The organism is Chryseobacterium sp. 7 (assembly GCF_003663845.1).
Classification (GTDB): Bacteria; Bacteroidota; Bacteroidia; order Flavobacteriales; family Weeksellaceae; genus Chryseobacterium.
Genome location: NZ_RCCA01000001.1, coordinates 1,272,708 through 1,296,402 on the forward strand (window position 1 = coordinate 1,272,708; position 23,695 = coordinate 1,296,402).

23 protein-coding genes are annotated in these 23,695 nt (G+C 37.1%); 18 read left to right on the forward strand and 5 right to left on the reverse strand.

From position 1 onward, the window contains the following. Window positions 1–48: 48 nt before the first annotated feature. Window positions 49–2,034: a DNA primase gene (gene dnaG / locus CLU97_RS05955; RefSeq protein ID WP_121487108.1), complete on the reverse strand. Its 1,986-nt coding sequence runs from the start codon at window positions 2,032–2,034 to the stop codon at window positions 49–51. A 112-nt stretch (window positions 2,035–2,146) separates the two neighbouring features. Between dnaG and CLU97_RS05960 the strand changes: the two genes are divergently transcribed. The 11 genes from CLU97_RS05960 (at window position 2,147) to CLU97_RS06005 (ending at window position 11,388) form a co-directional block, all read left to right on the forward strand. Continuing rightward, the gene (locus CLU97_RS05960) at window positions 2,147–2,716 is read left to right on the forward strand and encodes a hypothetical protein (RefSeq protein WP_147436453.1); all 570 of its coding nucleotides are present in this window, start codon (window positions 2,147–2,149) and stop codon (window positions 2,714–2,716) included. Between the two features lies 1 nt (window position 2,717). Then, a complete protein-coding gene (tsaE, locus tag CLU97_RS05965) occupies window positions 2,718–3,125 on the forward strand; it encodes a tRNA (adenosine(37)-N6)-threonylcarbamoyltransferase complex ATPase subunit type 1 TsaE (protein ID WP_121487110.1) in 408 nt (135 codons plus the stop codon). A gap of 68 nt (window positions 3,126–3,193) precedes the next feature. Next, complete coding sequence (locus tag CLU97_RS05970; RefSeq protein WP_105702451.1) at window positions 3,194–4,384, forward strand: alanine dehydrogenase; 1,191 nt, start codon at window positions 3,194–3,196, stop codon at window positions 4,382–4,384. Beyond that, window positions 4,384–4,755, forward strand: coding sequence for a hypothetical protein (locus tag CLU97_RS05975; protein WP_121487111.1), 372 nt, complete (start codon window positions 4,384–4,386; stop codon window positions 4,753–4,755). Before CLU97_RS05970 ends, CLU97_RS05975 begins: the two co-directional genes overlap by 1 nt. Window positions 4,756–4,771: 16 nt before the next feature. Further along, entirely contained in the window at window positions 4,772–5,545 is a 774-nt protein-coding gene (locus CLU97_RS05980) for a histidine kinase (RefSeq protein WP_121487112.1), read from the forward strand. Next, entirely contained in the window at window positions 5,520–6,230 is a 711-nt protein-coding gene (locus CLU97_RS05985; protein ID WP_121487113.1) for a LytR/AlgR family response regulator transcription factor, read from the forward strand. The genes CLU97_RS05980 and CLU97_RS05985 overlap by 26 nt, the downstream gene beginning before the upstream one ends. A 110-nt stretch (window positions 6,231–6,340) precedes the next feature. Next, window positions 6,341–6,730 carry a hypothetical protein gene (locus CLU97_RS05990; protein WP_121487114.1) on the forward strand — a complete coding sequence of 130 codons (390 nt, stop codon included), beginning with the start codon at window positions 6,341–6,343 and terminating at the stop codon, window positions 6,728–6,730. A 96-nt stretch (window positions 6,731–6,826) separates the two neighbouring features. Continuing rightward, window positions 6,827–9,106, forward strand: coding sequence for a cation:proton antiporter (locus CLU97_RS05995; RefSeq protein WP_228437544.1), 2,280 nt, complete (start codon window positions 6,827–6,829; stop codon window positions 9,104–9,106). 116 nt (window positions 9,107–9,222) lie between these two features. Beyond that, a complete protein-coding gene (locus CLU97_RS23595; RefSeq protein WP_183084645.1) occupies window positions 9,223–9,366 on the forward strand; it encodes a hypothetical protein in 144 nt (47 codons plus the stop codon). Between the two features lie 49 nt (window positions 9,367–9,415). Further along, window positions 9,416–9,940 (forward strand): hypothetical protein, encoded by a 525-nt coding sequence (locus CLU97_RS06000; protein WP_317125975.1) that lies wholly within the window; start codon window positions 9,416–9,418, stop codon window positions 9,938–9,940. Window positions 9,941–10,119: 179 nt separating this feature from the next. After that, window positions 10,120–11,388 (forward strand): esterase-like activity of phytase family protein, encoded by a 1,269-nt coding sequence (locus CLU97_RS06005; protein WP_121487116.1) that lies wholly within the window; start codon window positions 10,120–10,122, stop codon window positions 11,386–11,388. Window positions 11,389–11,460: 72 nt separating this feature from the next. Here the strand turns inward: CLU97_RS06005 and tpiA are convergent, their stop codons facing one another. The 4 genes from tpiA to CLU97_RS06025 form a co-directional block, all read right to left on the reverse strand. Then, on the reverse strand, window positions 11,461–12,219 hold the full coding sequence (gene tpiA / locus CLU97_RS06010) for a triose-phosphate isomerase (RefSeq protein WP_121487117.1): 759 nt from the start codon (window positions 12,217–12,219) through the stop codon (window positions 11,461–11,463). Window positions 12,220–12,259: 40 nt separating this feature from the next. After that, a complete protein-coding gene (locus CLU97_RS06015; RefSeq protein WP_034692300.1) occupies window positions 12,260–12,607 on the reverse strand; it encodes a TerB family tellurite resistance protein in 348 nt (115 codons plus the stop codon). A gap of 119 nt (window positions 12,608–12,726) precedes the next feature. After that, window positions 12,727–13,836 carry a BT_3928 family protein gene (locus tag CLU97_RS06020; protein WP_121487118.1) on the reverse strand — a complete coding sequence of 370 codons (1,110 nt, stop codon included), beginning with the start codon at window positions 13,834–13,836 and terminating at the stop codon, window positions 12,727–12,729. A 1-nt stretch (window position 13,837) separates the two neighbouring features. Then, window positions 13,838–14,404 carry a DUF1599 domain-containing protein gene (locus CLU97_RS06025; RefSeq protein ID WP_121487119.1) on the reverse strand — a complete coding sequence of 189 codons (567 nt, stop codon included), beginning with the start codon at window positions 14,402–14,404 and terminating at the stop codon, window positions 13,838–13,840. Window positions 14,405–14,801: 397 nt separating this feature from the next. Here CLU97_RS06025 and folP point away from each other — a divergent pair, with 397 nt between their 5' ends. The 7 genes from folP (at window position 14,802) to ilvA (ending at window position 23,072) form a co-directional block, all read left to right on the forward strand. After that, entirely contained in the window at window positions 14,802–15,572 is a 771-nt protein-coding gene (gene folP / locus CLU97_RS06030; protein WP_121487120.1) for a dihydropteroate synthase, read from the forward strand. 367 nt (window positions 15,573–15,939) lie between these two features. Further along, window positions 15,940–16,812 carry a branched-chain-amino-acid transaminase gene (gene ilvE, locus CLU97_RS06035; RefSeq protein ID WP_121487121.1) on the forward strand — a complete coding sequence of 291 codons (873 nt, stop codon included), beginning with the start codon at window positions 15,940–15,942 and terminating at the stop codon, window positions 16,810–16,812. A gap of 180 nt (window positions 16,813–16,992) precedes the next feature. Next, window positions 16,993–18,675: a dihydroxy-acid dehydratase gene (gene ilvD / locus CLU97_RS06040; protein ID WP_121487122.1), complete on the forward strand. Its 1,683-nt coding sequence runs from the start codon at window positions 16,993–16,995 to the stop codon at window positions 18,673–18,675. A 5-nt stretch (window positions 18,676–18,680) separates the two neighbouring features. Then, window positions 18,681–20,405 (forward strand): biosynthetic-type acetolactate synthase large subunit, encoded by a 1,725-nt coding sequence (gene ilvB, locus CLU97_RS06045; protein WP_121487123.1) that lies wholly within the window; start codon window positions 18,681–18,683, stop codon window positions 20,403–20,405. An 11-nt stretch (window positions 20,406–20,416) separates the two neighbouring features. After that, entirely contained in the window at window positions 20,417–20,698 is a 282-nt protein-coding gene (locus CLU97_RS06050; protein WP_121487124.1) for an ACT domain-containing protein, read from the forward strand. Between the two features lie 53 nt (window positions 20,699–20,751). Then, the gene (ilvC, locus tag CLU97_RS06055) at window positions 20,752–21,798 is read left to right on the forward strand and encodes a ketol-acid reductoisomerase (protein ID WP_121487125.1); all 1,047 of its coding nucleotides are present in this window, start codon (window positions 20,752–20,754) and stop codon (window positions 21,796–21,798) included. A gap of 11 nt (window positions 21,799–21,809) precedes the next feature. Next, window positions 21,810–23,072, forward strand: a complete 1,263-nt coding sequence (gene ilvA / locus CLU97_RS06060) for a threonine ammonia-lyase (RefSeq protein ID WP_121487126.1) — start codon at window positions 21,810–21,812, stop codon at window positions 23,070–23,072. The last annotated feature ends 623 nt before the right edge of the window (window positions 23,073–23,695 follow it).

Here is a 23,695-nt window from a genome sequence, read left to right on the forward strand (position 1 = left end):
TTTATAGGACTTTTTGTCACAGAATACCCGAAGAAATCTGACTTCAAGTTATCTTTTTCTACCATAGATTCCTTTGATAGGTGAATATTCAATGATATTACTCAATCGCATGGAAGCCTGTTTCAATAACGTAATTTTCTTGATAAGCTCATAGTACTTTCCTTCATCAGTATCCCTGTATATATCTAGCTCTTTATCTGTTTCTGTGATTAAATAATCAATATATCTGTATTTGTGCAGCAAAACATCACCCTGAATCTGATCTGCCACTTTATCACCATAATTAGGAGGATAAATATTTCTGGAAGCCCAGTTTTCAAGCTCATCCAAAGGAATCAAAGCATCTACAACCTTTGTGGTAATCTCTTCATCCATAAAAGATACAAAAAAGTTTCCACTTCTAAGCTCATCTTTCTGAATACCTTCCCTTACCTGAGTGATAATAATCTCATTTCCTTTGACTAAAAATGCATATTGTTCTTCTTCAAAATGATGAAGAATTTCCTCAATTACTGTAATCTGATATTCTTCCCCCTGTTCATTTCTACGTTTCAGAATAATATCTCCAAATGCCAGCATGTGTTCAACAAGTTTATTCTCCATGAACAATACATCATACAAAAATGGATCTTCTTTTTCCTGATCCAAAGGAACAACCTCCATCTTCGGAGCTGCTGTTTTTTCCTTCTGTTGCTGCTGAACATGATGCGTCTGATTCTGTGTGATCTGCTTCTGAACATCCAGTTCATTGAAAAGGCTCTGCTCAGAAAGTCCGAATTTATTAGAAACCTCTTTAAGATAAACCTCTCTTTTCAGTGCATTTTGTACAAAGGAAACAGATTTCACAATATCCCTAATGGCTTCTGCCTTTTTAATTGGATCGTTACCGATATCTTTTAACAGGATTTCCGCTTTAAAGTCGATGAAATCCATTGCTTCATTTTCGATGTACTTTTCCACATATTCCTGCGGATGTTTTCTCGCGAAAGAATCGGGGTCATCTCCATCCGGGAAAAGAAGAACACGGATGTTCATTCCTTCCGTCAACAGCATATCAATACTTCGGAAACTGGCTTTGATACCGGCATTATCACCATCAAAAAGAATCGTTACGTTTTCCGTAAGCCTTTTAATCAGTTTAATCTGCTCTGTAGTTAAAGAAGTTCCGGAACTTGCAACAACATTTTCAATTCCGGACATATGAAGCGAAATCACATCCATATATCCCTCTACCAAAAGACAGCCGTTCTTTCTGGAAATAGCCTGTTTACTTTGGTTTAATCCATAAAGAACGTTAGATTTATGGTAGATCTCTGTTTCCGGTGAATTGAGGTATTTTGCTGTTTTGACATTATTCTTAAGAATCCTTGCTCCAAAACCTAAAACCCTGCCGGAAAAACTGTGAATAGGGAAAATTACCCTTTCTCTGAATCGGTCTACTCCCGCAGGGGTATTCTCGGGGAAAATAGAAAGTCCTGACCTTTCAAGAATTTCTTTCGTATATCCTTTCTCCAGAGCATAAGTTGTAAAAGCATTCTTTTTCTCAGGAGAATACCCAAGCTGAAACTTTTTGATAATATCATCTTTCAACTCTCTTTCTTTGAAATAAGAAAGCCCTATGCTTCTGCCTTCATGATCATCCCAAAGGATCTCCTGAAAATAAGTATTGGCCACCTCATGGATCTTATATAAAAGATCTTTTTCCGTCTGGGCATTTTTCGCTTCTTCAGAAATTTCACGGAGATCTTCTTCAATTTCAATTCCATATTTTTTTGCCGCGTGGCGAAGTGCCTCAGGATAAGTAAAGTTCTCAATTTCCATAAGGAAAGAGATCGCCGTTCCTCCTTTTCCTGTTGAGAAATCCTTCCAGATCTGTTTGCTTGGTGAAACAACAAAACTTGGAGACTTTTCCTCATGAAACGGACTGAGTCCTTTATAGTTAGACCCTGCTCTTTTCAACTGCACGTATTCACCCACAATCTCTTCAACGCGGATCGTGGAGAATATCTTATCAATGGTCTGTTTGGAAATCATGCTGTAAAATTAAGAAATTACTTTTTCAATGCTAAACTTAAATTTTCAAAATGGACATAGTTTTCTGCCAAAACCTTATTTTTGAAGTTTATATTTTAATTTTATACTTTCAATGGCTAACGATCATAAAACATTCAACATTTATAATCCTTCTAAAAATTTTGTCTGGACAAGATCAAGGATTATTTGGGTATTAATGATCTTTTCTTTGGTTTCCATTTTTTTTGTATTGAACATTTTAAAAATTCCTGAAAAGCAGATTCCGCAATGGCTAGGATGTAGTATTTTTACTCCAATGATACTTGGTTTTCTAGTATATATGATTAATATTTGGTTTCCAGAAGAGCTAAAAGGTAAGATTGATGGTAAACTTATTTTTGAAATAGATAAAATTACCATAAACAATGAAATTTTATTTACAAAGGATATTAAAAGAATTCAAATATCAATAAGTGATTACAAGAAAAAATTTATTCGCTACAATCAGTTTGACGGTGCTTTTTCACAAGGGTGCAAAAATGAATTAATTATCATTCTTTTAAATAATCAAAAAAAATCTTGTTTCTTTCAAATACAACAACCTAAAGAAACATTACAAATGGTCAATCAACTAGATCATTATACAAAAATGGGCTTATTGACAAAGGAAGAAGAAAATAACATATTAAATTATAATTGGTAAAATGCAATTTAAAATAAAACAAATCGAAGACTGGCAGGAAGTTGTTGACAGCATCATTCCCCAACTAAAACATAATATTCTTTTATTAAAGGGAAACCTGGGAGCAGGAAAAACGACATTTACTCAGTTTTTGCTTAAAAATATGGGTAGTAAAGATGAAGTAAACTCACCCACTTATTCTATTGTGAATGAATACAATACTGAAAAAGGAAAAGTTTATCATTTTGATCTTTACCGCTTAAAAAACATTGAAGAAGTGTATGATATTGGAATTGAAGAATACCTTGACAATTCTTTTTTATGCATTATCGAATGGCCGGAAGTGTATGAAGAGGAGCTTTACGGGCTTAACTACCACACAATGAGTATTGTGAACACGGGTGAAAACAGAGAAATTTCATTCGATTAAATATTATGTATCTTTGCTTCTTAATTGAGTGTAAAAAAACAATCTGTAAGACATAATTTAATTTAAGGATGAGTACAAATATTTTTACTCCTTTCACAGAAGAAGAATTAATGCCGAAAGAGGAAAAATTGGAGGTTATAAAGAAAGGAAAACAGTTCAGTATTGGAATTCCTAAAGAAACCTGTCTCAACGAGAGGAGAACCTGCATTACTCCTGACGCCGTACAGGTATTGGTAGAGCATGGCCATGAGATCATTATTGAAGCAGGAGCCGGAGAAGGTTCATTCTTTACAGATTTACAATATTCCGAATCTGGAGCAAAGATCACCAATGATCCTAAAGAAGCTTTCGGGCAGGATCTTATCCTAAAAGTCAATCCTCCTACAGAAGATGAGATTGAGTACATGAAACCTAATACTTATCTGGTTTCGGCACTTCAGATCAATCTTAGAGATAAGGAATATTTCTTAAAGCTTGCAGAGAAAAAAATTAATGCCATTGCTTTTGAATTTATTGTTGATGAGTACAAACAATTGGCTTTGGTAAGATTAATCGGGGAAATTGCAGGAACTGTTTCTATTTTATATGCTTCGGAATTGTTAGCCTTATCAAATGGATTAATGCTTGGAGGTATTACAGGAGTAAGACCTGCTGAAGTAGTTGTTCTGGGTGCTGGTATTGTAGGAGAATTTGCTACGAAAGCCGCAATAGGCCTGGGAGCCAGTGTAAAGGTTTTCGACAACTCTTTATCCAAACTGAGAAGACTTCATACGATTGTAGACAGCCGTGTACCGACTTCTATTATTGATCCTAAAGAACTCAGCAAAAGCTTAAGACGTGCTGATGTAGTGATTGGGGCACTTCCAAGATTGAATATGACGCCTATCGTTACAGAAGATATGGTCATGAAAATGAAAAAGGGCAGTGTAATCATTGATATTACCATAGACAACGGTAAAGTGATTGAAACCTCAGAACTCACTACCATGGAAGATCCTTATGTCATCAAACACGGTGTCATTCACTGCGGACTTCCGAACCTTACTTCAAGAATGCCAAGAACTACCACTAAGGCCATCTCGAATTTTTTCCTTTCCTACATTTTAAATTATGACGAAGAAGGCGGCTTTGAAAACATGCTGATCCGCAAAAACGAAATGAAGCAGAGCTTATATATGTACAAAGGAAGACATACCAAAAAGATCATCTGCGACCGTTTCGGACTTACGTACCACGATATCAATCTTTTAATTTTCTAATGAAGAAACTGAAATTTTATGCAATAGGCTTCGTTCCGGGGCTTTTGATCGTATTTTTTATTTTAAACAAAAAAGGAGCAAGCTGCAGCGGGTATTTACCCAACAGCCGCGTAATTGCTGAAAGCCTTTCCAAAGAATTCAAATATTCTGAAGAAGCTAAAAATGCAATGACTGCCTATAAGGTTGATGAAAAATTTATAAAAGACAGCATCATTACCAACGGAAAAGTAGATTTTGACCGCAGCCATGCACAGAAGAAACCATGTCCGGATTATCTGATCACCTATCCTGAAAAAAATCCGTCTTACGAGATCTCTTTTGAAAAATGTGAGGAGACTGTAACGGTAAAAGACCTTAAGAAACTTAAATAGTTTTCAAAAATAAACCATGGAAGGCAATTACTACATGATTCATGATTATCTGATATTCATCGGAGTTTTTGCCATTTTCCTGTTTCTGACCGTTAGCATTTATCTTTTCAGCCAGAATCAGAAGCTGAAACAGAGAAATACCAAGTTATCAGAAACGAACAAACTTATTGAGCAACGCCTTAATGAAGTTCGTCTGGAGCATATCGGGACAAAGCTGAATCCGCATTTGTTTAAAAATATTCTTAATTCGGTGCAGTCTCATGCTTATCAGACGTATATGTCACTGGATAAGCTCGCGAATGTACTGGATTATATTTTGTATGAAAGCAACAATAAATATGTAAGCCCGAAAGAAGAGCTTAATTTCGCGTTAAGTCTTATTGAGATCAATAAAATTAAGATCAATCCACTTTTTGACTTCAGAATCAAATCAAGGATTAATAAATCTGATGCGCTGTATGAAGAAAAGGTATTTGCTCCACTAATCTCTGTAGATCTTATAGAAAATGCCTTCAAACATACGGATTTTCTGGCTCAGGATTCTTTTATTTCCATTTATATGGAGCTTGAAAACGGTATTTTCACCATGAAAGTCAGCAATAAAGCTTCTCTGAAAAATATTCTGGAAAAAGAGAAAAGCGGTTTTGGAAGCCAGTCTTTTGATCAGAGGCTTAAAATGATTTACAGTACCTATTATCAGCTGGAAAGGAGTTCAAAAAACGGAATCTTTACGGCAGAATTAAAAATCAATTTAGGGGAATTCTATGATAAAATGCGTTATTCTGGATGATGAATTACTGGCTATCAGTTATTTGAAACTTCTATGTGAGCAGATTGACAATGTAGAAGTGGTAAAAGCCTTCAATGATCCTAAAATTTTTCTGAACGAAATAGATAGTCTCGACTGCAATCTGTGTATTCTGGATATTGAAATGCCCGGAATGACAGGGCTTCAGGTGGCTGAAATTATTTCAGGTTCCAAAAAGATCATCTTTACCACCGCTTATAAAGAATATGCCGCAGAAGCTTTTGACTTAAATGTGGTAGATTATGTAAGGAAGCCCATTAAAAAAGAAAGATTAATCCAAGCCTTCGAAAAAGCTAAAGAACTGGTAGAAGATCCTCCTAAAAAGACCTTTATTGAATGGAATACCAATATTGGGAAAACGGTTATTTTCACAGAACAGATTTCTTATATTAAAACCTCTGAGATTGACAGCAGAGATAAAGATATTATCCTCAGCGATGGTACTACCATAGTATTAAAAAACCTGAATTTTAAAAACCTTCTGGAAATGCTTCCTGCAAAAGATTTTGCTCAGGTCAACAAAAAAGAGATCATTGCACTTTCATTCATTAAAGTATTTTCAACCAACGAAATTATCACTACTATTCCTACGGAAGACCACACTTTTTTAAAGCTTCAGATTGGAGATGCTTATAAAAATTCACTAATGGAGCTATTCGGGAAATAGGTCTTTTTCAAAACTTTCCGGTTTCGTTACAGAATATAAGCCCTTTGTTACAACTCCTGTTTTTCGGTATTTAATCCGTTTAATTTTGCATGGAATTAATTGATTTTATAATGAAAAATTGTTTCTATGCTGCAGGACTTCTCATATCCGGCTTATGTTTCTCTCAGGAAAATTCTTCAAAATTGAAAGTCTCTTTTTTTGACGGAATAGTAGTAGCCGGATATGTAGACCATGGTGCTTACCTCAACTTTACAGGTCCTAATGTAAATCTTACCTGCAAAAACATAAAATTTATTGTAGGAATGCTTCCTTCCCTGAGAATTAAAGAAGACCACTCTTCAGGAACCAAAAACAGTCCCATTATGCCCACACTGGGAGCAGGATTAACGGTGGTTTATAAAAAGATTGCCTTTCAAATCCCTGCCTATTACAATGCTAAAACGGCAGATCAGAATGGGAACTGGAGAATAGGCTTTGGACTCGGCTATTCATTCAAATAACTTTTATTACATTTTTTAGAACCTTCATTACATTTTAAAAAAAAGAGTATTTAACATAACTATATTCTTATCAACTTTGCATAAAATATTGGAATCATGAATTTGGGGAAATACAAAAATTTAATTTTCTACATTACTACCATCGCAGTCTTCTCTTGTCTGATGTATTATTTCATCATCGAAGGGCAGACGTTGGAAGTAAAAGAAAATATCGTTGCTAATACCAGCAGCGGCTCTACCTGGGAAAATTTCCAGGAATCATTCAAAACCAATCTTCACCATCCGCTTGCTTTATTATTAGCACAAATTGTCACTATCATTATGACTGCAAGACTTTTCGGGTGGATTTGTATGAAAATAAAACAGCCTACTGTAATCGGGGAAATGATTGCGGGTATTGTGCTGGGACCATCACTTGTGGGAATGTATTTTCCAGAGTTTTCGGCGTTTCTTTTCCCCAAAGAGTCATTAGGTAATCTACAGTTTCTGAGTCAGATAGGTCTTATTCTTTTTATGTACATCGTAGGAATGGAGCTGGATCTGAGTGTATTAAGAAAAAAAGCTCACGATGCAGTGGTGATCAGCCATGCCAGTATTATTATTCCTTTTGCATTAGGAATTGGGCTTTCTTATTTCGTTTATCAGGAATTTGCACCGGACGGTATCCAGTTTACTTCTTTTGCCTTATTCATCGCTATTTCGATGAGTATTACAGCATTCCCGGTACTGGCGAGAATTGTGCAGGAAAGAAACCTTCAGAAAACTAAGCTCGGAACCATTGTTATTACCTGTGCTGCAGCCGATGATATTACGGCATGGTGTATTCTTGCTGCTGTAATTGCTATTGTAAAAGCAGGCTCTTTCACAAGCTCTATCTATGTGATCATTATGGCTATTGCCTATGTATTTTTAATGATAAAAATTGTCAGACCATTCCTGAAAAGAATCGGAGACCTACAGGCAGGAAAAAATAGCATCAGCAAGCCAATGGTCGCTATTTTCTTTCTGACTCTGATCTTATCTGCATATGCTACTGAAGTAATCGGTATTCACGCTTTATTCGGAGCTTTTATGGCAGGTGCTATTATGCCGGAGAACACAAAATTCCGTACACTCTTTATTGATAAAGTAGAAGATGTGGCTTTGGTACTTTTGCTTCCGTTGTTCTTTGTGTTTACGGGACTTCGTACCCAGATCGGACTTCTAAATGACAGTCATCTGTGGATGACAGCCGGATTTATTATTCTGACTGCTGTTCTCGGAAAATTTGCAGGAAGTTCACTCACAGCCAGATTTGTAGGCATTAACTGGAAAGAAAGCCTAACAATCGGAGCTTTGATGAATACAAGAGGTCTTATGGAGCTTATTGTCCTGAACATTGGATATGATCTCGGCGTTTTAAGCCCTGAAATTTTTGCAATGCTTGTGATTATGGCACTTTTCACCACTTTCATGACAGGCCCTGCGTTAGACTTCATTAATTTTATTTTTAAATCTAAAAAAAATCAGGACGAGCCACTTCACGAAAACGATTCTAAATACAGAGTTCTTCTCTCTTTTGATAAGCCGGAATCCGGAAGCACCTTGTTGAAGCTTGCACATAATTTCACTCATAAAATGAACGGCAATAAAAGCATCACTGCTATGAATATTGCTCCGGTAGATGAGATGCATGCGTATGATATCAATGAGTATGAAGATTCTCAGTTTCAGAACGTGATTGAAACGTCTCATGATCTTAATCTGGAGGTGACTACCTTATTCAAAGCCTCTACCGATATTGAAAGTGATCTTACCAGTATTACCAATAAAGGACATTATGACCTTCTACTGATTATGCTTGGAAAATCAATGTATGAAGGAAGTTTATTAGGACGATTACTTGGCTTTACAACGAAGATCATTAATCCTGAAAAGCTTCTGAATACGGTAAAAGGGAAAGGAAATATATTCAACAATTCTCCTTTTGACGATTTTACCCTTCAAATTCTGGACAAAACCAATATTCCGGTGGGAATTTTAGTAGAAAAAGATTTTAAAGCGGCAGACAAAGTATTTGTTCCGATCTTTAATCTGAGTGATTTTTATCTTCTTGAATATGCTAAAAGGCTGATCAATAACAATAATTCTCAGATTATTATTCTGGATGCCGCAGGACAGATCCGCAATAATATTGAAGTAAAAGAACTGATAAGAAGTATAGAGCAGGTAGCTCCCAATCACATCACCCTGTACAACGAGAAAAAGATTGAGAAAGATTTCCTGAATGCTCAGGATCTGATGCTGATCAGCAGCAAAAGCTGGAAAAATCTGATCGATACCAAAAGTCTCTGGCTTTCTGATATCCCATCTACATTAATAATTTCAAACCCATAGCCCAAAATAACACACCGATATTTCTATTTCTACTGGAAGCTGTAAATATTATTCGTTGTCTGTAAAGAAAAAACGGGTATATTTATAGCTTCAATTTTTTGGGTCATGCTGATTAAATGCCACCCATTAAAAAAAGAAAACACCTTACCCAAGCTGTACATTCACATTCCCTTGGGGGAAATGTAAGGTCGGTATACGATCCTGAAAGTGCCGGCAGCCTGATGGGAATCAACTTTAATGAAGAGGAGAAAAACAAATAAAAAATAACTTTTAACCAAAGATTAAGATTTTAATATGTGCCGATACTCCATGATGGTTTACAAAGGTCATTATGCCTGTTTCAACTGCCAGAAAACATTCAAACGCCGCCACCTGAAAGATGTGGATAGAGATGCTCAGGTTTCCGTGGAAGCCAAGTGTCCGGAATGTGGAAGTCTGATGGCCAATATGGGACTTGACTTTAAATCTCCGGCAAAAAATGATGACAAACAGTGGAACCACATCAAAGATTTGTATACTGTTGGAATCACATTTCATTCATGTGGATGTTCTGGCCCCGGATATATTCCCCAGGATCGTAGAGCAATTATTGCGTATCTGGAAAAAATCCGCTCCGAATATATGCATGCCCTGGTATTTTGGAGATACCGCATAGAACCCGAAAATAAAAAGGAACGCGAACTGGATTATCAAAAAAACAGTGGCCGTCTATGGGCTGTAAATCGCAATGCTTTTAAAGAAACTGTAACCAATCAGGAAGGCATTAATTATTGGCTTAAAAGGATTACTGAAGTAGAAGAAAGACTGAATATTATTAAAGCTGATAAAAAATAGTTCCCATATTAATCAGCCTTAGAAGTTTTTTTATCCAAAAGCTCTGCCCAATACATACATTGTACGCCTTCGGATTTTCAGACTCCAATGATATTTTTATTTATTGTTAAAAAACAATTATCATTACATTCAATATCAGTTTACAATCAATTGATACATTCGCTGCCATAAAATAGCATATGAAAAAACTACTATGGTCTGTCGGAGTACTGGCAGTACTGGCTTCATGTAAAAGTGATGATGATATAACAATGATTAATCAGGATATTAATTATTCTAAACTGCCTCAGGAATTTCCGTTTACAAAGCTGGCTACTATAAATGGGGTAGATGTAATTAACGGCGGATTTGGTTCCGGTGCGGCCGCTCACCCAACAAGAAAAGGCGAGTTCTACGTCATTACAGACAGAGGACCTAATACTGATTTCCAAAATGGAAAGAAGTTTCTTGCTCCGAATTTTACCCCAACCATTATGCATTTTAAAATCAATGCTGATGGGAATGTAGAGGTAATCAAATATATTAAACTTAAAAATCCATTCGGGCAACTTATTACCGGGCTTCCAAATCCTGTGGGAATGGGAAGTACGGGTGAGGTAGCTTATGATGCTTCCGGAAATGTTCTGGGGACTGATAACTATGGTCTTGACAGCGAAAGTATTGTTGCAGCTGCTGACGGGACATTCTGGGTTTCTGATGAATATGGTCCGCACATTGTGCATTACAGCGCAGATGGTATGGAAATGGAAAGAATAAGCCCTATTGGTGTGAATACAGGCCCAAGAAAATTACCTGCTGTTTTGGCTAAAAGAAGAGCCAACAGGGGAATGGAAGGGCTTTGTATGACTCCTGACGGACGAACATTGGTTGGAACAATACAATCCATGATGCTGGTACCCAATAAAACACTGGCTACTAATACTACTTTAACGAGAATTGTCACATTTGATATTATTACAGGGCAGACCAAACAGTTCTTATATAAACAGGATGGAGGAGCTTCTGATTCTGTGTGTGATATTACGGCTTTGAGTAACAATGAATTCCTGGTCATAGAAAGAGATGGGAATTTTGGGTCTCAGGGTGGTATCAAAAAAGTATACAGAATCAATCTCGGTAATGCGACTGATGTAAATGGTGCTGATATTGCTGCTGTGGATGGTATGAAAGTGAATGGAAAAGCTTTGGAACAGTGTTCGTGGGATGAAATTACAAATGCCGGGATAAAAGCGGTTACCAAAACATTAGCAGTAGATCTTGTAGCAAAACTGGGCTACGAGCATGATAAATTTGAAGGAATTGTTTATCTGGGAAATAATAAGCTGGCTGTTTTCAATGATGATGATTTTGGAGTAGTAGATGACGGAAACGGAAATCTAAAAGCAAAAATTTTACCTAAAACAGGTAAGGTAGACAAAGGAACAATGTATGTAGTCGATATTCAATAATTAGTTTTAATAAAAAACGGTGACATTGAAGATCTGTCACCGTTTTTATTATATGGAATTGAATTTCAGATACTAATTAAAAGCTTCGATAATCTTAGAGAAATCCTCTAATTTCAAAGCAGCTCCTCCAATAAGACCACCGTCAATATCCGGTTGAGAGAAAATCTCTTTAGCATTGTCTGGCTTTACAGAACCTCCGTAAAGGATAGACACCTCGTCAGCAACTTCCTGCCCGTATTTTGCAGCAATGATGCTTCTGATGTGAGCGTGAATTTCCTGAGCCTGCTCCGGACTTGCCGTTTCTCCTGTTCCGATAGCCCAAACCGGCTCGTAAGCAATCACTACTTTTTTGATCTCTTCAGCAGAAAGCGTGAACAGAGCTACTTCAGTCTGATTTTTAACAACCTCAAAATGTTGTCCTGCTTTTCTCTGTTCAAGAGTTTCTCCGTTACAATAAACAGGGATAAGACCTTTGTCAAGAGCTAATTTGATTTTTCTGTTACAGTGAGAATCAGTTTCTCCATGGTATTGTCTTCTTTCAGAGTGCCCGATTAATGATCCTGTTGCATCAATAGATTCCAGCATATCTGCTGAAATTTCACCAGTATATGCACCGCTTTCATGCTCGCTCATATCCTGAGAAAATACTCCGATTTCATCCTTTTCAAAGATATCTTTTGCCATCATTAAATATAATGCAGGCGGAGCAATCCAAATCTCACAATTGGTAGCACTGTTGTTTTTATAGCTTAGTAACTGAATCATCAATTGTTGTGCATCAATTACATTTTTGTTCATTTTCCAGTTTCCTGCAACTATTTTTCTTCTCATAAGATTTAAATATAGATTTAATTTTGTTTTTTCGAGTTGTTTATAATCCCCAAAGGTTTTTCAGCAGAACATAAAACGTATGCTCTTCTTCAGTTACTTTATTATCAGCTTTGATCAGTGATTTTGCAAACTGAACAAATTTCACACGCTCATCCTCTGTAGAATCTTCGTGAAAACATCTTGCATGGAATTCAAAATGATCTTTCCATTCTTCAGGCTGTAAAAGAGCCAATGTTTCAAGCTCATTGTCGAGATTCATTCTGAAAGGAAATTCATCCGCCATGTATTGCTGTACCAGCATTCCTTCCTCAGGAGCAAACTCTCCGTCTACAGAAGAAAGGATCATTAATAAATGATAACCGGCGATTGATTTATTTGATTTTTGCATGAGTTGTTGTATGTTTAAGTTTAGTGTTTAAATTTTATAGTTGATAGTTGATAGTTGATAGTTGGATACAAATATCTGTTGTAACATATCATTTATAATTCATCATTCATCATTTATAATTAATTAACGTAATCCTTCGCAGGCTGCTTGTCTATAATTTTTCCGTTTTCAAGAATCAGTACAAAAGGATTGCTTCTCGCAATGGTTTTGATGGCAGTTGCATCCATCATCGCATTTTTAATCGTTTTAAAAGTATTTGGATAGGTAGAAATTCCGTAGATAAGAGCTCCTTTCTGAGTATTTACCTTAGCTTCCACTTTCTGAAGCAGATCAGCGGGAACATCTTTTGGGTGGTAAGAGAACACCAAAACAGCTTTTGGAGCATTGATGATCTCATTGGTAATTTCCATTCCGGTAGGATCTTCAATCTTAAATTTCACAATTTCAGATTTATAACCTTCTTTTACAAGTACAGATTCATTTTTTCCATCTTCAATCTTCCATGGAGAACCTTCTGCCCAGTATTCTGTTTTTTTGATATAATCATCCTGATTCAGTTTTATTACAGCTCCGGTTTTCTGATTTTTAAGAGAATAGAAAGTCTTATATTCAGAAGGATTTTTCTCAATTTTTCCTTTTTCAGCCTTGATGTCTGTTCCTATTTTATAATCACGGAAATCAATGATGGGTTCATGCATAATTCCCTGAGCCATCACGTAGATCATCCCCAAAGAGAATACAGCTAAAAGGATATATTTAAATGTGTTGGAAGGCTCTTTCTGAGTAATTCCATACGCATCTTTTTTACGGAAATCTTTTCTGTATAAAATGAACAGAATAATCAATCCTATCAAAAGCACCACATCCTTAAGGAAGCTCTGCCAAGGCGTAAATTTGATAGCATCTCCAAAACATCCGCAATCTGTTACCACATTGAAATAAGCAGAATAGAACGTAAGGAATCCAAAGAAAACACAAAGCGCAATTAATACGGATAAGGTAAATTTAAGCTTTAATTTAAGCAGCAGCATAAATCCTAAGAAAAGTTCCAATACCACTACGATAATTGAAAAAAGCAGGGCAAACTTTTCTAAAAATGGCATATTGAAAACCGGAGGCGCAAAATATTCTTCCATTTTGAAAGAAAAACCTACCAGATCCACGGCTTTCACAAAGCCTGAAAGGATAAAAATAACAGCAATAATAAAGCGTAATAAACCTTTGAGCATATTAAATATTTTTGGGTTCGAATTGATTTTCTTTTTCCGAGAACTTGATTAAACAGAAGACAGCATAATTCAGCATATCGAAATAGTTGGCATCAAGCCCTTCCGAAACAATAGTTTGTCCCTGGTTATCCTCAATCTGTTTAGTTCTCAATACTTTTTGATAAATAAGATCCGTAATGGAAGAAATTCTCATATCTCTCCATGCTTCACCATAATCATGATTTTTTCTTTCCATCAAAGCCTTTGCTTCATTGGCATATTGGTCATACAGACCTAAAATTTCTTCCTTATTTTCATTGAAATCATTGGAAAGGCCTTTCTCCAGCTGAATAAGCCCAATGATAGAGTAGTTCACAATGGCAATAAATTCATCTTCTTCACTCTCATCCACCATTTTTTTATCAGTCATCTGCAGCGTACGGATTCTGTTCACTTTAATATAAATCTGATCCGTAATGGAGCTCGGTCTTAAAACCCTCCATGCTGCACCATAATCCTGCAGTTTTTTACCGAAAAGATCACGGCACTGACTGATAATTTTCTCGAACTGTACTGATGTTTTTAACATAAAATTTCTTAATCTTCCAAATATACGAATTCGGTTTTAGATTTTTGAATTTGAAGAGCTGAGTTTGTGAGTAAGAGGGTGGGAGAGTGGGAGAGTGAGAGTTTTAGGGTTTTAGGATTAGAGAGTGTCTGAGGTAAGAATTTCAAAATTCGATTGACCTAGTTTTAGGATTTGAAAGTGAACATTTAGCTTCCAGCTTATAATTTATAATTTTCAGATTCTAAATTCTCATTAAAAACTCACAAATCACTAATTTTGCAAGATAGCAAAAATCAATTATCATTCATCAATTATAAACTCCATGCTCTCCAACTCCCAAACCTTCCAACCCTCAGACCCTCCCACCCATTCAATCAACTGTAATGGCCGCTTAGTACAGCTGGACACTCCAAAGATTATGGGAATCCTTAATATGACCCCGGATTCTTTCTCTGATGGCGGGAAATTTAATAATGAAAAATCAGCGTTGAAACATGCTGAAAAACTATTGAAAGATGGAGCTGAAATACTGGATATCGGTCCTCAGTCGACACGTCCCAATGCTGAGTTTTTGAGTGCTGGCGAGGAAATAAAACGAATCGGAAGTCTTATTTCTCAGATTAAAAAAGAATTTCCGGAAGCCCTCATTTCCCTTGATACTTTTTATGCAGAAACCGTACAATTTGGATTTAATGAAGGAATTGATCTGATTAATGATATCTCAGGCGGCCACTATGATGCCAAAATGTTTGATACAGCTTCTGAAACGAAGCTTCCTTACATTCTTATGCATGTAAATCCCTCCTACGAAACCATGCACGATAAAATAAAATTCGAAGATATTACACTGGAAGTGAACCAATATTTTTCCAAAAAAACAAAAGAACTTTTAGAAAAAGGAGTGAATGATATTATTCTTGACCCCGGTTTTGGTTTTGGGAAAACAGTAGAAGATCAGATGAAAATGATCCATGAAGCTGAATACCTCGGATTTGGAAAATTTCCTCTTTTGATAGGCATTTCAAGAAAGTCATTTATCTATAAACCTCTCGGGAAATCACCTCTGGATATCAATGAAGAAACACAGAAACTTCATAGGCTGGTTCTGGAGCAGGGAGCAAAAATTGTAAGAGTTCATGATGTGGCTTCAGCAAAGGAAACGTTGACTCATTTTTTACGAAAAAAATAAAAAGTGTGAAAAAAACTTGTGAGTAATTAAAAAGTTTATACATTTGCAGTATGAATTTTACGAATCAGAAAAATATCATTGTCATTTCTATTATTGCTGTTGTCATTAGCAACAGTAAGGAAACGGCATTTTAGATAGATTTATATTTAAATTATATATAGAACCGTTTCAAATTATGAAACGGTTTTTTTTGTTTTAATTTTTTATAGTACAAACATGTATCAGTTATTATCAGTAATTATTATCGTCATTATTATTCCCTTGCGTCTGTGAGAAGGAAGATATATGACTGTACATATATTGAGCCCTCTCACAGCGTGAGAGGGCTTTTTTTATTCCCATTTTAATTTTTTTTAAACCCTATAACATGTATTACAACGACGACACGACCATCTACTTTGACGGAAAATTTATGAAAGCGAAAGATGCCGGAACCGATCTTTATGGACAATCTCTTCACTATGGTTACTCTGTTTTTGAAGGAATTAAATCTTACAGCACGGATCAGGGTACCAAAGTCTTCAAAGCAAAAGAACATTATGAAAGACTAAAAAGATCAGCAGAACTGATGCATATTCCCTTCGATTATTCTGTAGATCAGCTTACAGAGCTTACTTACGAGCTTTTGGAGCGTAACGGTTTCACAGATGCTTATATCCGTCCGCTGGTCACATGTTCACCCAATATGTCCCTTTCAAAAGGGCAAAAATCCTACCTGTCACTTCTTGCCTGGGAATGGAATAACGGTTATCTGGCAGATAAAATGAAAATCATGACTTCCCCTTTTCAACGTCCTAATCCTAAAGCTTTCAAGGTTGAAGCCAAAGTGGGGGGACATTATGTAAACTCGATATTAGCATGTCAGGATGCCAAAGACAAAGGGTATGATGAAGCGCTGGTTCTGGATGAAAATGGAAATGTTGCCGAAAGTTCAGGTGCCAATGTTTTCTACGAAAAAGATGGAGTTTTATACACTCCTGGCAAAGGAAGCATCCTTCCGGGAATTACAAGACAAACCGTTTTTGAAATCTGCGAAAAGCTTGATATCCCAGTAAAAGAAACCTTCTTTAAGCCAGAAGAAATGCGAGGTGCAGATGCAGGCTTTTTCTGTGGTACAGCTGCAGAAATTGTGGCTCTTGATTCACTTGACGATGTTCCCTTTACGAGGAACTGGGAAGAAACGGCAAGCGGAAGAGTACAGCAGGCATATTTAAAATTGGTAAGAGTTCTGTCATTGTAAATTTTAAAGGATTAAATATTTGATTATCAGTTAAATAATTCTATTTCCTTAATCGTTGAATATTGTAGATTTTAGGAAAACTGAAAATGAAAAGAATATTACAAAATGTAGTTTTGGATCGAAATTTAGTAAAGAACTCCATTTTAAGAAGAGGAAAAGAATAGAAAATGTAGGAAAAATATGTTAAATAAATATTCAAAAACATTCACGCAAAACAGTGAACAACCCGCAGCCAAAGCAATGTTGTACGGGATAGGATTTACAGAAGAAGATATGCAGAAGGCTCAGGTCGGAATTGCCAGTATGGGCTATGACGGGAACACCTGTAATATGCATTTGAATGATCTGGCTCAGGTAGTAAAAAAAGGAACATGGAGTCATGGATTAGCCGGATTGATCTTTAACACTATTGGAGTAAGTGACGGAATGAGTAACGGAACAGATGGCATGCGTTATTCTCTGGTAAGCCGTGATGTAATTGCAGACAGCATCGAAGCTATCTGTGGAGCTCAATATTATGACGGATTGATCGCATTGCCAGGCTGCGATAAAAATATGCCGGGAACCATCATTGCAATGGGAAGATTAAACAGACCATCTATCATGGTATACGGAGGAACCATTGCTCCCGGCCGCTACAAAGGAGAACAGCTTAACATTGTTTCTGCTTTCGAAGCATTGGGGAAAAAGATTGCGGGAGAAATTACAGAAGAAGACTTTGATGGAGTTGTAAAGAATTCATGCCCGGGAGCAGGCGCATGCGGTGGAATGTATACTGCCAATACAATGGCTTCTGCTATCGAAGCACTAGGAATGAGTCTTCCATATTCTTCTTCCAATCCGGCTTTAAGCAAAGAAAAACAGGAAGAATGCCTTGAAGCAGGAAAATATCTGAAAGTATTACTGGAAAAAGATATTAAACCTTCGGATATCATGACCCGTAAAGCTTTTGAAAATGCGCTTCGCATGATTGTTATTCTCGGAGGAAGTACCAATGCTGTTCTACATTTTATAGCCATGGCAAAAAGTGTGGGAGTACCGCTTACTCAGGATGATTTCCAGATGATGAGTGATAAAACGCCGGTACTGGCAGACCTGAAACCAAGCGGAAAATACCTGATGCAGGATCTGTATGAACACGGAGGAATACCATCAGTCATGAAATACCTTTTAAACCAAGGATTATTACACGGTGATTGTTTAACGGTAACCGGAAAAACACTGGCAGAGAATTTAGAAAATGTTCCCGATCTGGATTTTAATACACAAAAAATCATAAAACCCCTTTCAGAACCTGTAAAAGAAACAGGCCACCTGAGAATATTATACGGAAACCTTGCTGAAAAGGGAAGTGTAGCCAAGATCACAGGAAAAGAAGGAGAACGTTTTGTAGGAAAAGCCCGTGTATTTGATGGCGAAAAAAATCTGATCAGAGGAATTCAGGATGGAACCGTACAGCATGGAGACGTTATTGTTATCCGTCATGAAGGCCCGAAAGGAGCTCCCGGAATGCCGGAAATGCTGAAACCTACCAGTGCGTTGATAGGAGCAGGCTTGGGAAGCAGTGTTGCTTTAATTACAGACGGAAGATTTAGTGGAGGAACCCATGGTTTTGTCGTAGGTCATATCACTCCGGAAGCCCATGAAGGAGGTTTGATAGCTTTTGTAAACAATGATGACCTGATTGAAATTGATGCTGTAAACAACACCATACAGCTCAAAGTTTCAGAAGAAGAAATAGAAAGAAGAAAGAAAGGATGGCAAAAACCGCCTCTTAAAGTACAGAAAGGACTGCTTTATAAATATGCATTAACAGTATCATCAGCGGCAGAAGGCTGTGTAACAGACGAAATCACTCAATAAAAAATATGGAAAACCTGAATATATCAACAGAAATACAACTGAGCGGAAGCCGGATCATTCTTGAAGCTTTTCTTCAGGAAGGGGTGAAAACCGTTTTCGGATATCCGGGAGGTGCCATTATTCCTATTTATGATGCCCTTTATGATTATAAGGAAAACCTGAAACATATCCTTGTCCGCCACGAGCAGGCGGCAGTACATGCAGCACAGGGCTTAGCAAGAGTCTCTGGAGAAGTCGGGGTTGTATTGGCAACCAGTGGTCCCGGAGCTACCAATCTTGTAACCGGTTTGGCAGATGCACTATTGGATAATACTCCTTTGGTATGTATTACAGGGCAGGTTTTTGAACATCTTTTAGGAACTGATGCCTTTCAGGAAATAGATGTAATGAACGTCACAAGCCCGGTTACCAAATGGAATTATCAGGTAACTGATGCCAATGAGCTACCTGAAGTGTTAGCAAAAGCATTTTACATTGCAAAATCTGGCCGCCCGGGTCCTGTACTGATTGATGTGACCAAAAATGCCCAGTTACAGTCTGTTGCCTATAAAGGATATTCACAATGTAATTCATTGAGGAGTTATAAGCCGGATCCTGATCCGTGTTTGGAAAATATTGCTCAAGCTGCAAAGCTGATCAACAATGCGGAAAAACCATTTATCATCGCAGGGCAGGGGATTATGCTGGGGAAAGCTGAAAAAGAGTTTTTACAGTTTGCAGAAAAATCAGGAATTCCTGTAGCATGGACTGTTCTTGGAATGAGCGCTATTGCCACAAACCATCCTCAAGCTGTAGGAATGGTAGGAATGCATGGAAACTATGGTCCGAATATATTAACCAACGAATGCGATGTTCTTATTGCTGTCGGAATGAGGTTCGATGACCGTGTGACCGGAAGACTGGATCAATATGCAAAACAGGCCAGAATTATTCACCTGGATATTGATAACGCTGAGATCAATAAAAATGTAAAAGTAGACGTTCCGGTTCTTGGGAACTGCAAACATACCCTTCCTCTTCTTACGGAAAGGATTGCAAAAAGAGAACATCATGAATGGCATGAAAGATTCAAAAAATGTCATGAAGTTGAAACTATCAAGCTGATCAATACAGAGCTTTATCCTGAAGAAGGTGAGATTACCATGGGAGAAGTTATTCGTTACCTGAATGAAATGACAAAAGGTGAGGCGGTAATTGTAACAGATGTGGGACAACACCAGATGGCAACATGCCGTTACTCTCATTTCAAACATTCCCGGACCAATGTTACAAGTGGAGGGCTCGGAACAATGGGATTCTGTCTTCCCGCAGCGATAGGGGCATCTTATGCACAGACCCAAAGACCTGTTATTGCCGTAATGGGAGATGGTGGTGCTCAGATGAATATCCAGGAGCTGGGAACCATTATGCAGTACCATCCGGAAGTGAAGATTCTGATTCTTAATAATTGCTATCTGGGAATGGTAAGGCAATGGCAGGAATTGTTTCATGAAGAAAGATATTCCTCGGTAGATATCCAAAGCCCCGATTTTGTTCAGGTTGCAAAAGGATATAATATCTCCGGAAAGAAAGTTTCTGACAGAGAAGACCTGAAATGGGCACTCCGTGAAATGCTGGATCACAAAGGGTCTTTCCTCCTTGAAGTAATGACAGGAAAAGAACATAATATATTTCCGATGATCCCGCAGGGAAAAAGTGTTTCGGAGATTGTATTAAATAATAAAGCTTAAAAATAAAAAAGATGAAAACAGATCATAAAGAATACACCATTACGGCGTACACAGAAGATTATTTAGGATTGATCAGCCGCATCAATGCTATATTTTCAAGAAGAAGAATTTCTCTGGTAACCTTCAATGTAGGTCCTTCGGAAATAGAAAAAGTAAAAAAGTTTGTTATTGTCATCAGAGAAACAGAAGATTCTGTTCAAAAGATCAGCAGACAAATGGAAAAACAGGTAGATGTTCTGGAAGTACATTATCACAGAACTCCATACCTGACCGCAATAGAATATGCGAGTTAAGAATAAGAATAAAAATTAAACATCACAATCAATAATAAATAAAATCAAAAAAAATGGCAAAATTGAATTTTGGAGGAGTAGAGGAAAACGTAGTAACAAGAGAAGAATTTCCGTTGGATAAAGCTCAGGAAGTATTAAAAGATGAAGTAGTAGCAGTAATCGGATATGGAGTGCAGGGACCCGGACAGGCTTTAAACCAGAAAGATAACGGAATTAACGTAATTGTAGGACAGAGAAAAAACTCCAAATCATGGGATAAGGCAGTAGCAGACGGATTTGTGCCGGGAGAAACCTTATTCGAAATCGAGGAAGCATTAGAAAAAGGAACCATTATCTGCTATCTTCTGAGTGATGCCGCACAGATTGAATACTGGCCGAAAGTAAAACAGCATCTTACCCCAGGAAAAGCACTATACTTCTCTCATGGTTTCGGAATTACGTTCAGTGAGCGTACAGGAATTGTTCCTCCAGCCGATGTAGACGTATTTCTGGTAGCACCAAAAGGTTCAGGAACATCATTAAGAAGAATGTTCTTACAGGACAGAGGTTTGAACAGCAGTTTTGCTGTATATCAGGATGCTACGGGAAAAGCCAGAGAAAGAGTAACCGCATTAGGAATCGCAATAGGAAGCGGATATCTTTTTGAAACCGACTTTAAAAAAGAAGTATACAGTGATCTTGCCGGAGAACGTGGAACACTGATGGGAGCTGTACAGGGAATATTTGCCGCTCAGTATGATGTATTGAGAAAAAATGGCCACAGCCCTTCCGAAGCTTTTAATGAAACTGTAGAAGAACTCACTCAGTCATTAATGCCGTTGGTCGCAGAAAACGGAATGGACTGGATGTACGCCAATTGTAGTACAACCGCTCAGAGAGGAGCTTTAGATTGGTGGAAGCGTTTCAGAGATGCTACTTCGCCTTTGTTTGAAGAATTGTATGACAACGTAGCCAAAGGAAACGAAGCACAACGTTCTATCGACAGCAATAGCAAACCGGATTATCGTGAAAAATTAGAAGCTGAACTTACAGAGCTAAGAGAAAGCGAAATGTGGAAAGCTGGTAAGACGGTGCGAAGCCTGAGACCCGAAAACAATTAATTACCAAACAGATGATGAAAGAGGGAATAAGTTCCTCCGTTTTAGAGCATGTCTATAAAGCGGAGGAACGATTAAAAGATGTAGTGGTAAAAACACCTTTGGCTGTCAATAATAATCTGTCAGCGATTTATGATGCGAATATTTATTTTAAAAGAGAAGACCTTCAAAGGGTAAGATCCTATAAAATACGAGGAGCCTATAATAAGATGGCCTCTATGTCTGAGGAAGAGCTTTCAAAAGGTGTTGTTTGTGCCAGTGCCGGAAATCATGCGCAGGGCGTTGCTTTTGCATGTCAGACCATGAAGGTCAAAGGAACGATTTTCATGCCTTTGCCTACACCCGGACAAAAACTTGAACAGGTGAAAATGTTCGGAGGAGAATACATAGAGGTTATTCTTTTCGGAGATACTTTTGACGCCGCAAAAGATGCCGCGATGAGGTTTTGCAAAGACAATAACAGTGTATTTATTCATCCTTTTGATGATCCGGCCATTATTGAAGGGCAGGCTACAACAGCACTCGAGATTCTTGAACAGGCAGAAGGTATGGTTGATTATCTTTTTGTTCCGATAGGCGGCGGTGGACTGGCAGCAGGAGTTTGTACTGTATTTCAGCATTTGTCTCCACAAACCAAAATTATTGGTGTAGAACCTTCCGCAGCAGCAAGCATGAAAAAAGCCCTTGAAAAAGGACAACCTGTTCTTCTCGAAAAAATAAGCCGTTTTGTAGACGGAGCAGCAGTACAGAAAGTAGGAGACCTCACTTTTGAACGCTGTAAAAATATCCTTTACGATATAGCTACAGTAGATGAAGGACTTGTCTGTGAAACCATATTATCACTGTATAATAAAGATGCTATTGTGGTAGAACCGGCGGGAGCACTTTCTGTAGCCGCTTTGGAAAAATATAGAGAAGAAATAAAAGGGAAAAATGTAGTGTGTATTATCAGCGGAAGCAATAACGATATTACCCGTATGGAAGAAATCAAGGAAAAGGCGTTGCTTCATGCAGGGTTAAAACATTATTTCCTGGTCAGATTTCCACAACGTCCCGGAGCATTGAAGGCTTTTGTAATGGATGTTCTTGGCCCTGATGATGATATTACCTACTTTGAGTACACTCAAAAAAACTCAAAAGAAAAGGGAATTGCAGTAGTAGGAATTGCTCTGAAACAAAACAAAGATTTCACACCACTGATCGATAAGATGAAACAATACGATTTTTTTGTCAACTATCTGAACAATGATCCTTCTCTGATGAACCTTCTTATTTAAAAGAATTTAAATTGAAAAAAAGAAATGTTTCTTTTTTTGACAATATCAAATGACATAAGAAACTGAAGCGTTAAGAAAATGGATTCTGTGAACGTTAAAAAAACTCTATTGTTTGAGTGCGGGGCAACATGTGATTCTAAACATAGACTGTTTCCGCACGAGTTTAGAGTTTTTAGAGAACAGATTTCATTTTTAGTGGAAGTTTCTAGGTCTTGAATTTTTGTTTCTTTTGCTTCAAGGCAAAAGAAATATGATTAAATAAAAATATTTTTTAAACCATTAGGGATGATTAAGTTTTTAAGAATAGTGAAGGAGAATATCTTTCTATATTGATTAAGCAGAATGCTTCATTCAAATTAATTTGAACCTTAATCTTCCTTAAATCCTGAATTTATTTTAATGTTTCCAAATCATATAATCATATTCAATATTAAATTATTTCGTTTTAAAAACAGATTCTAAAAACACAATGACGAAAAAAGCTTCACAATCTGTGAAGCTTTTTATTTTTTGCAGAATGAAAATTATTTTAAACCATTAAGATTGATTAAGTTTTTAAGAAAGGTTAAGGATAATATCTTTCGATATTGATTAAGCCGAATGCTTCATTCAAATTCGTTTGA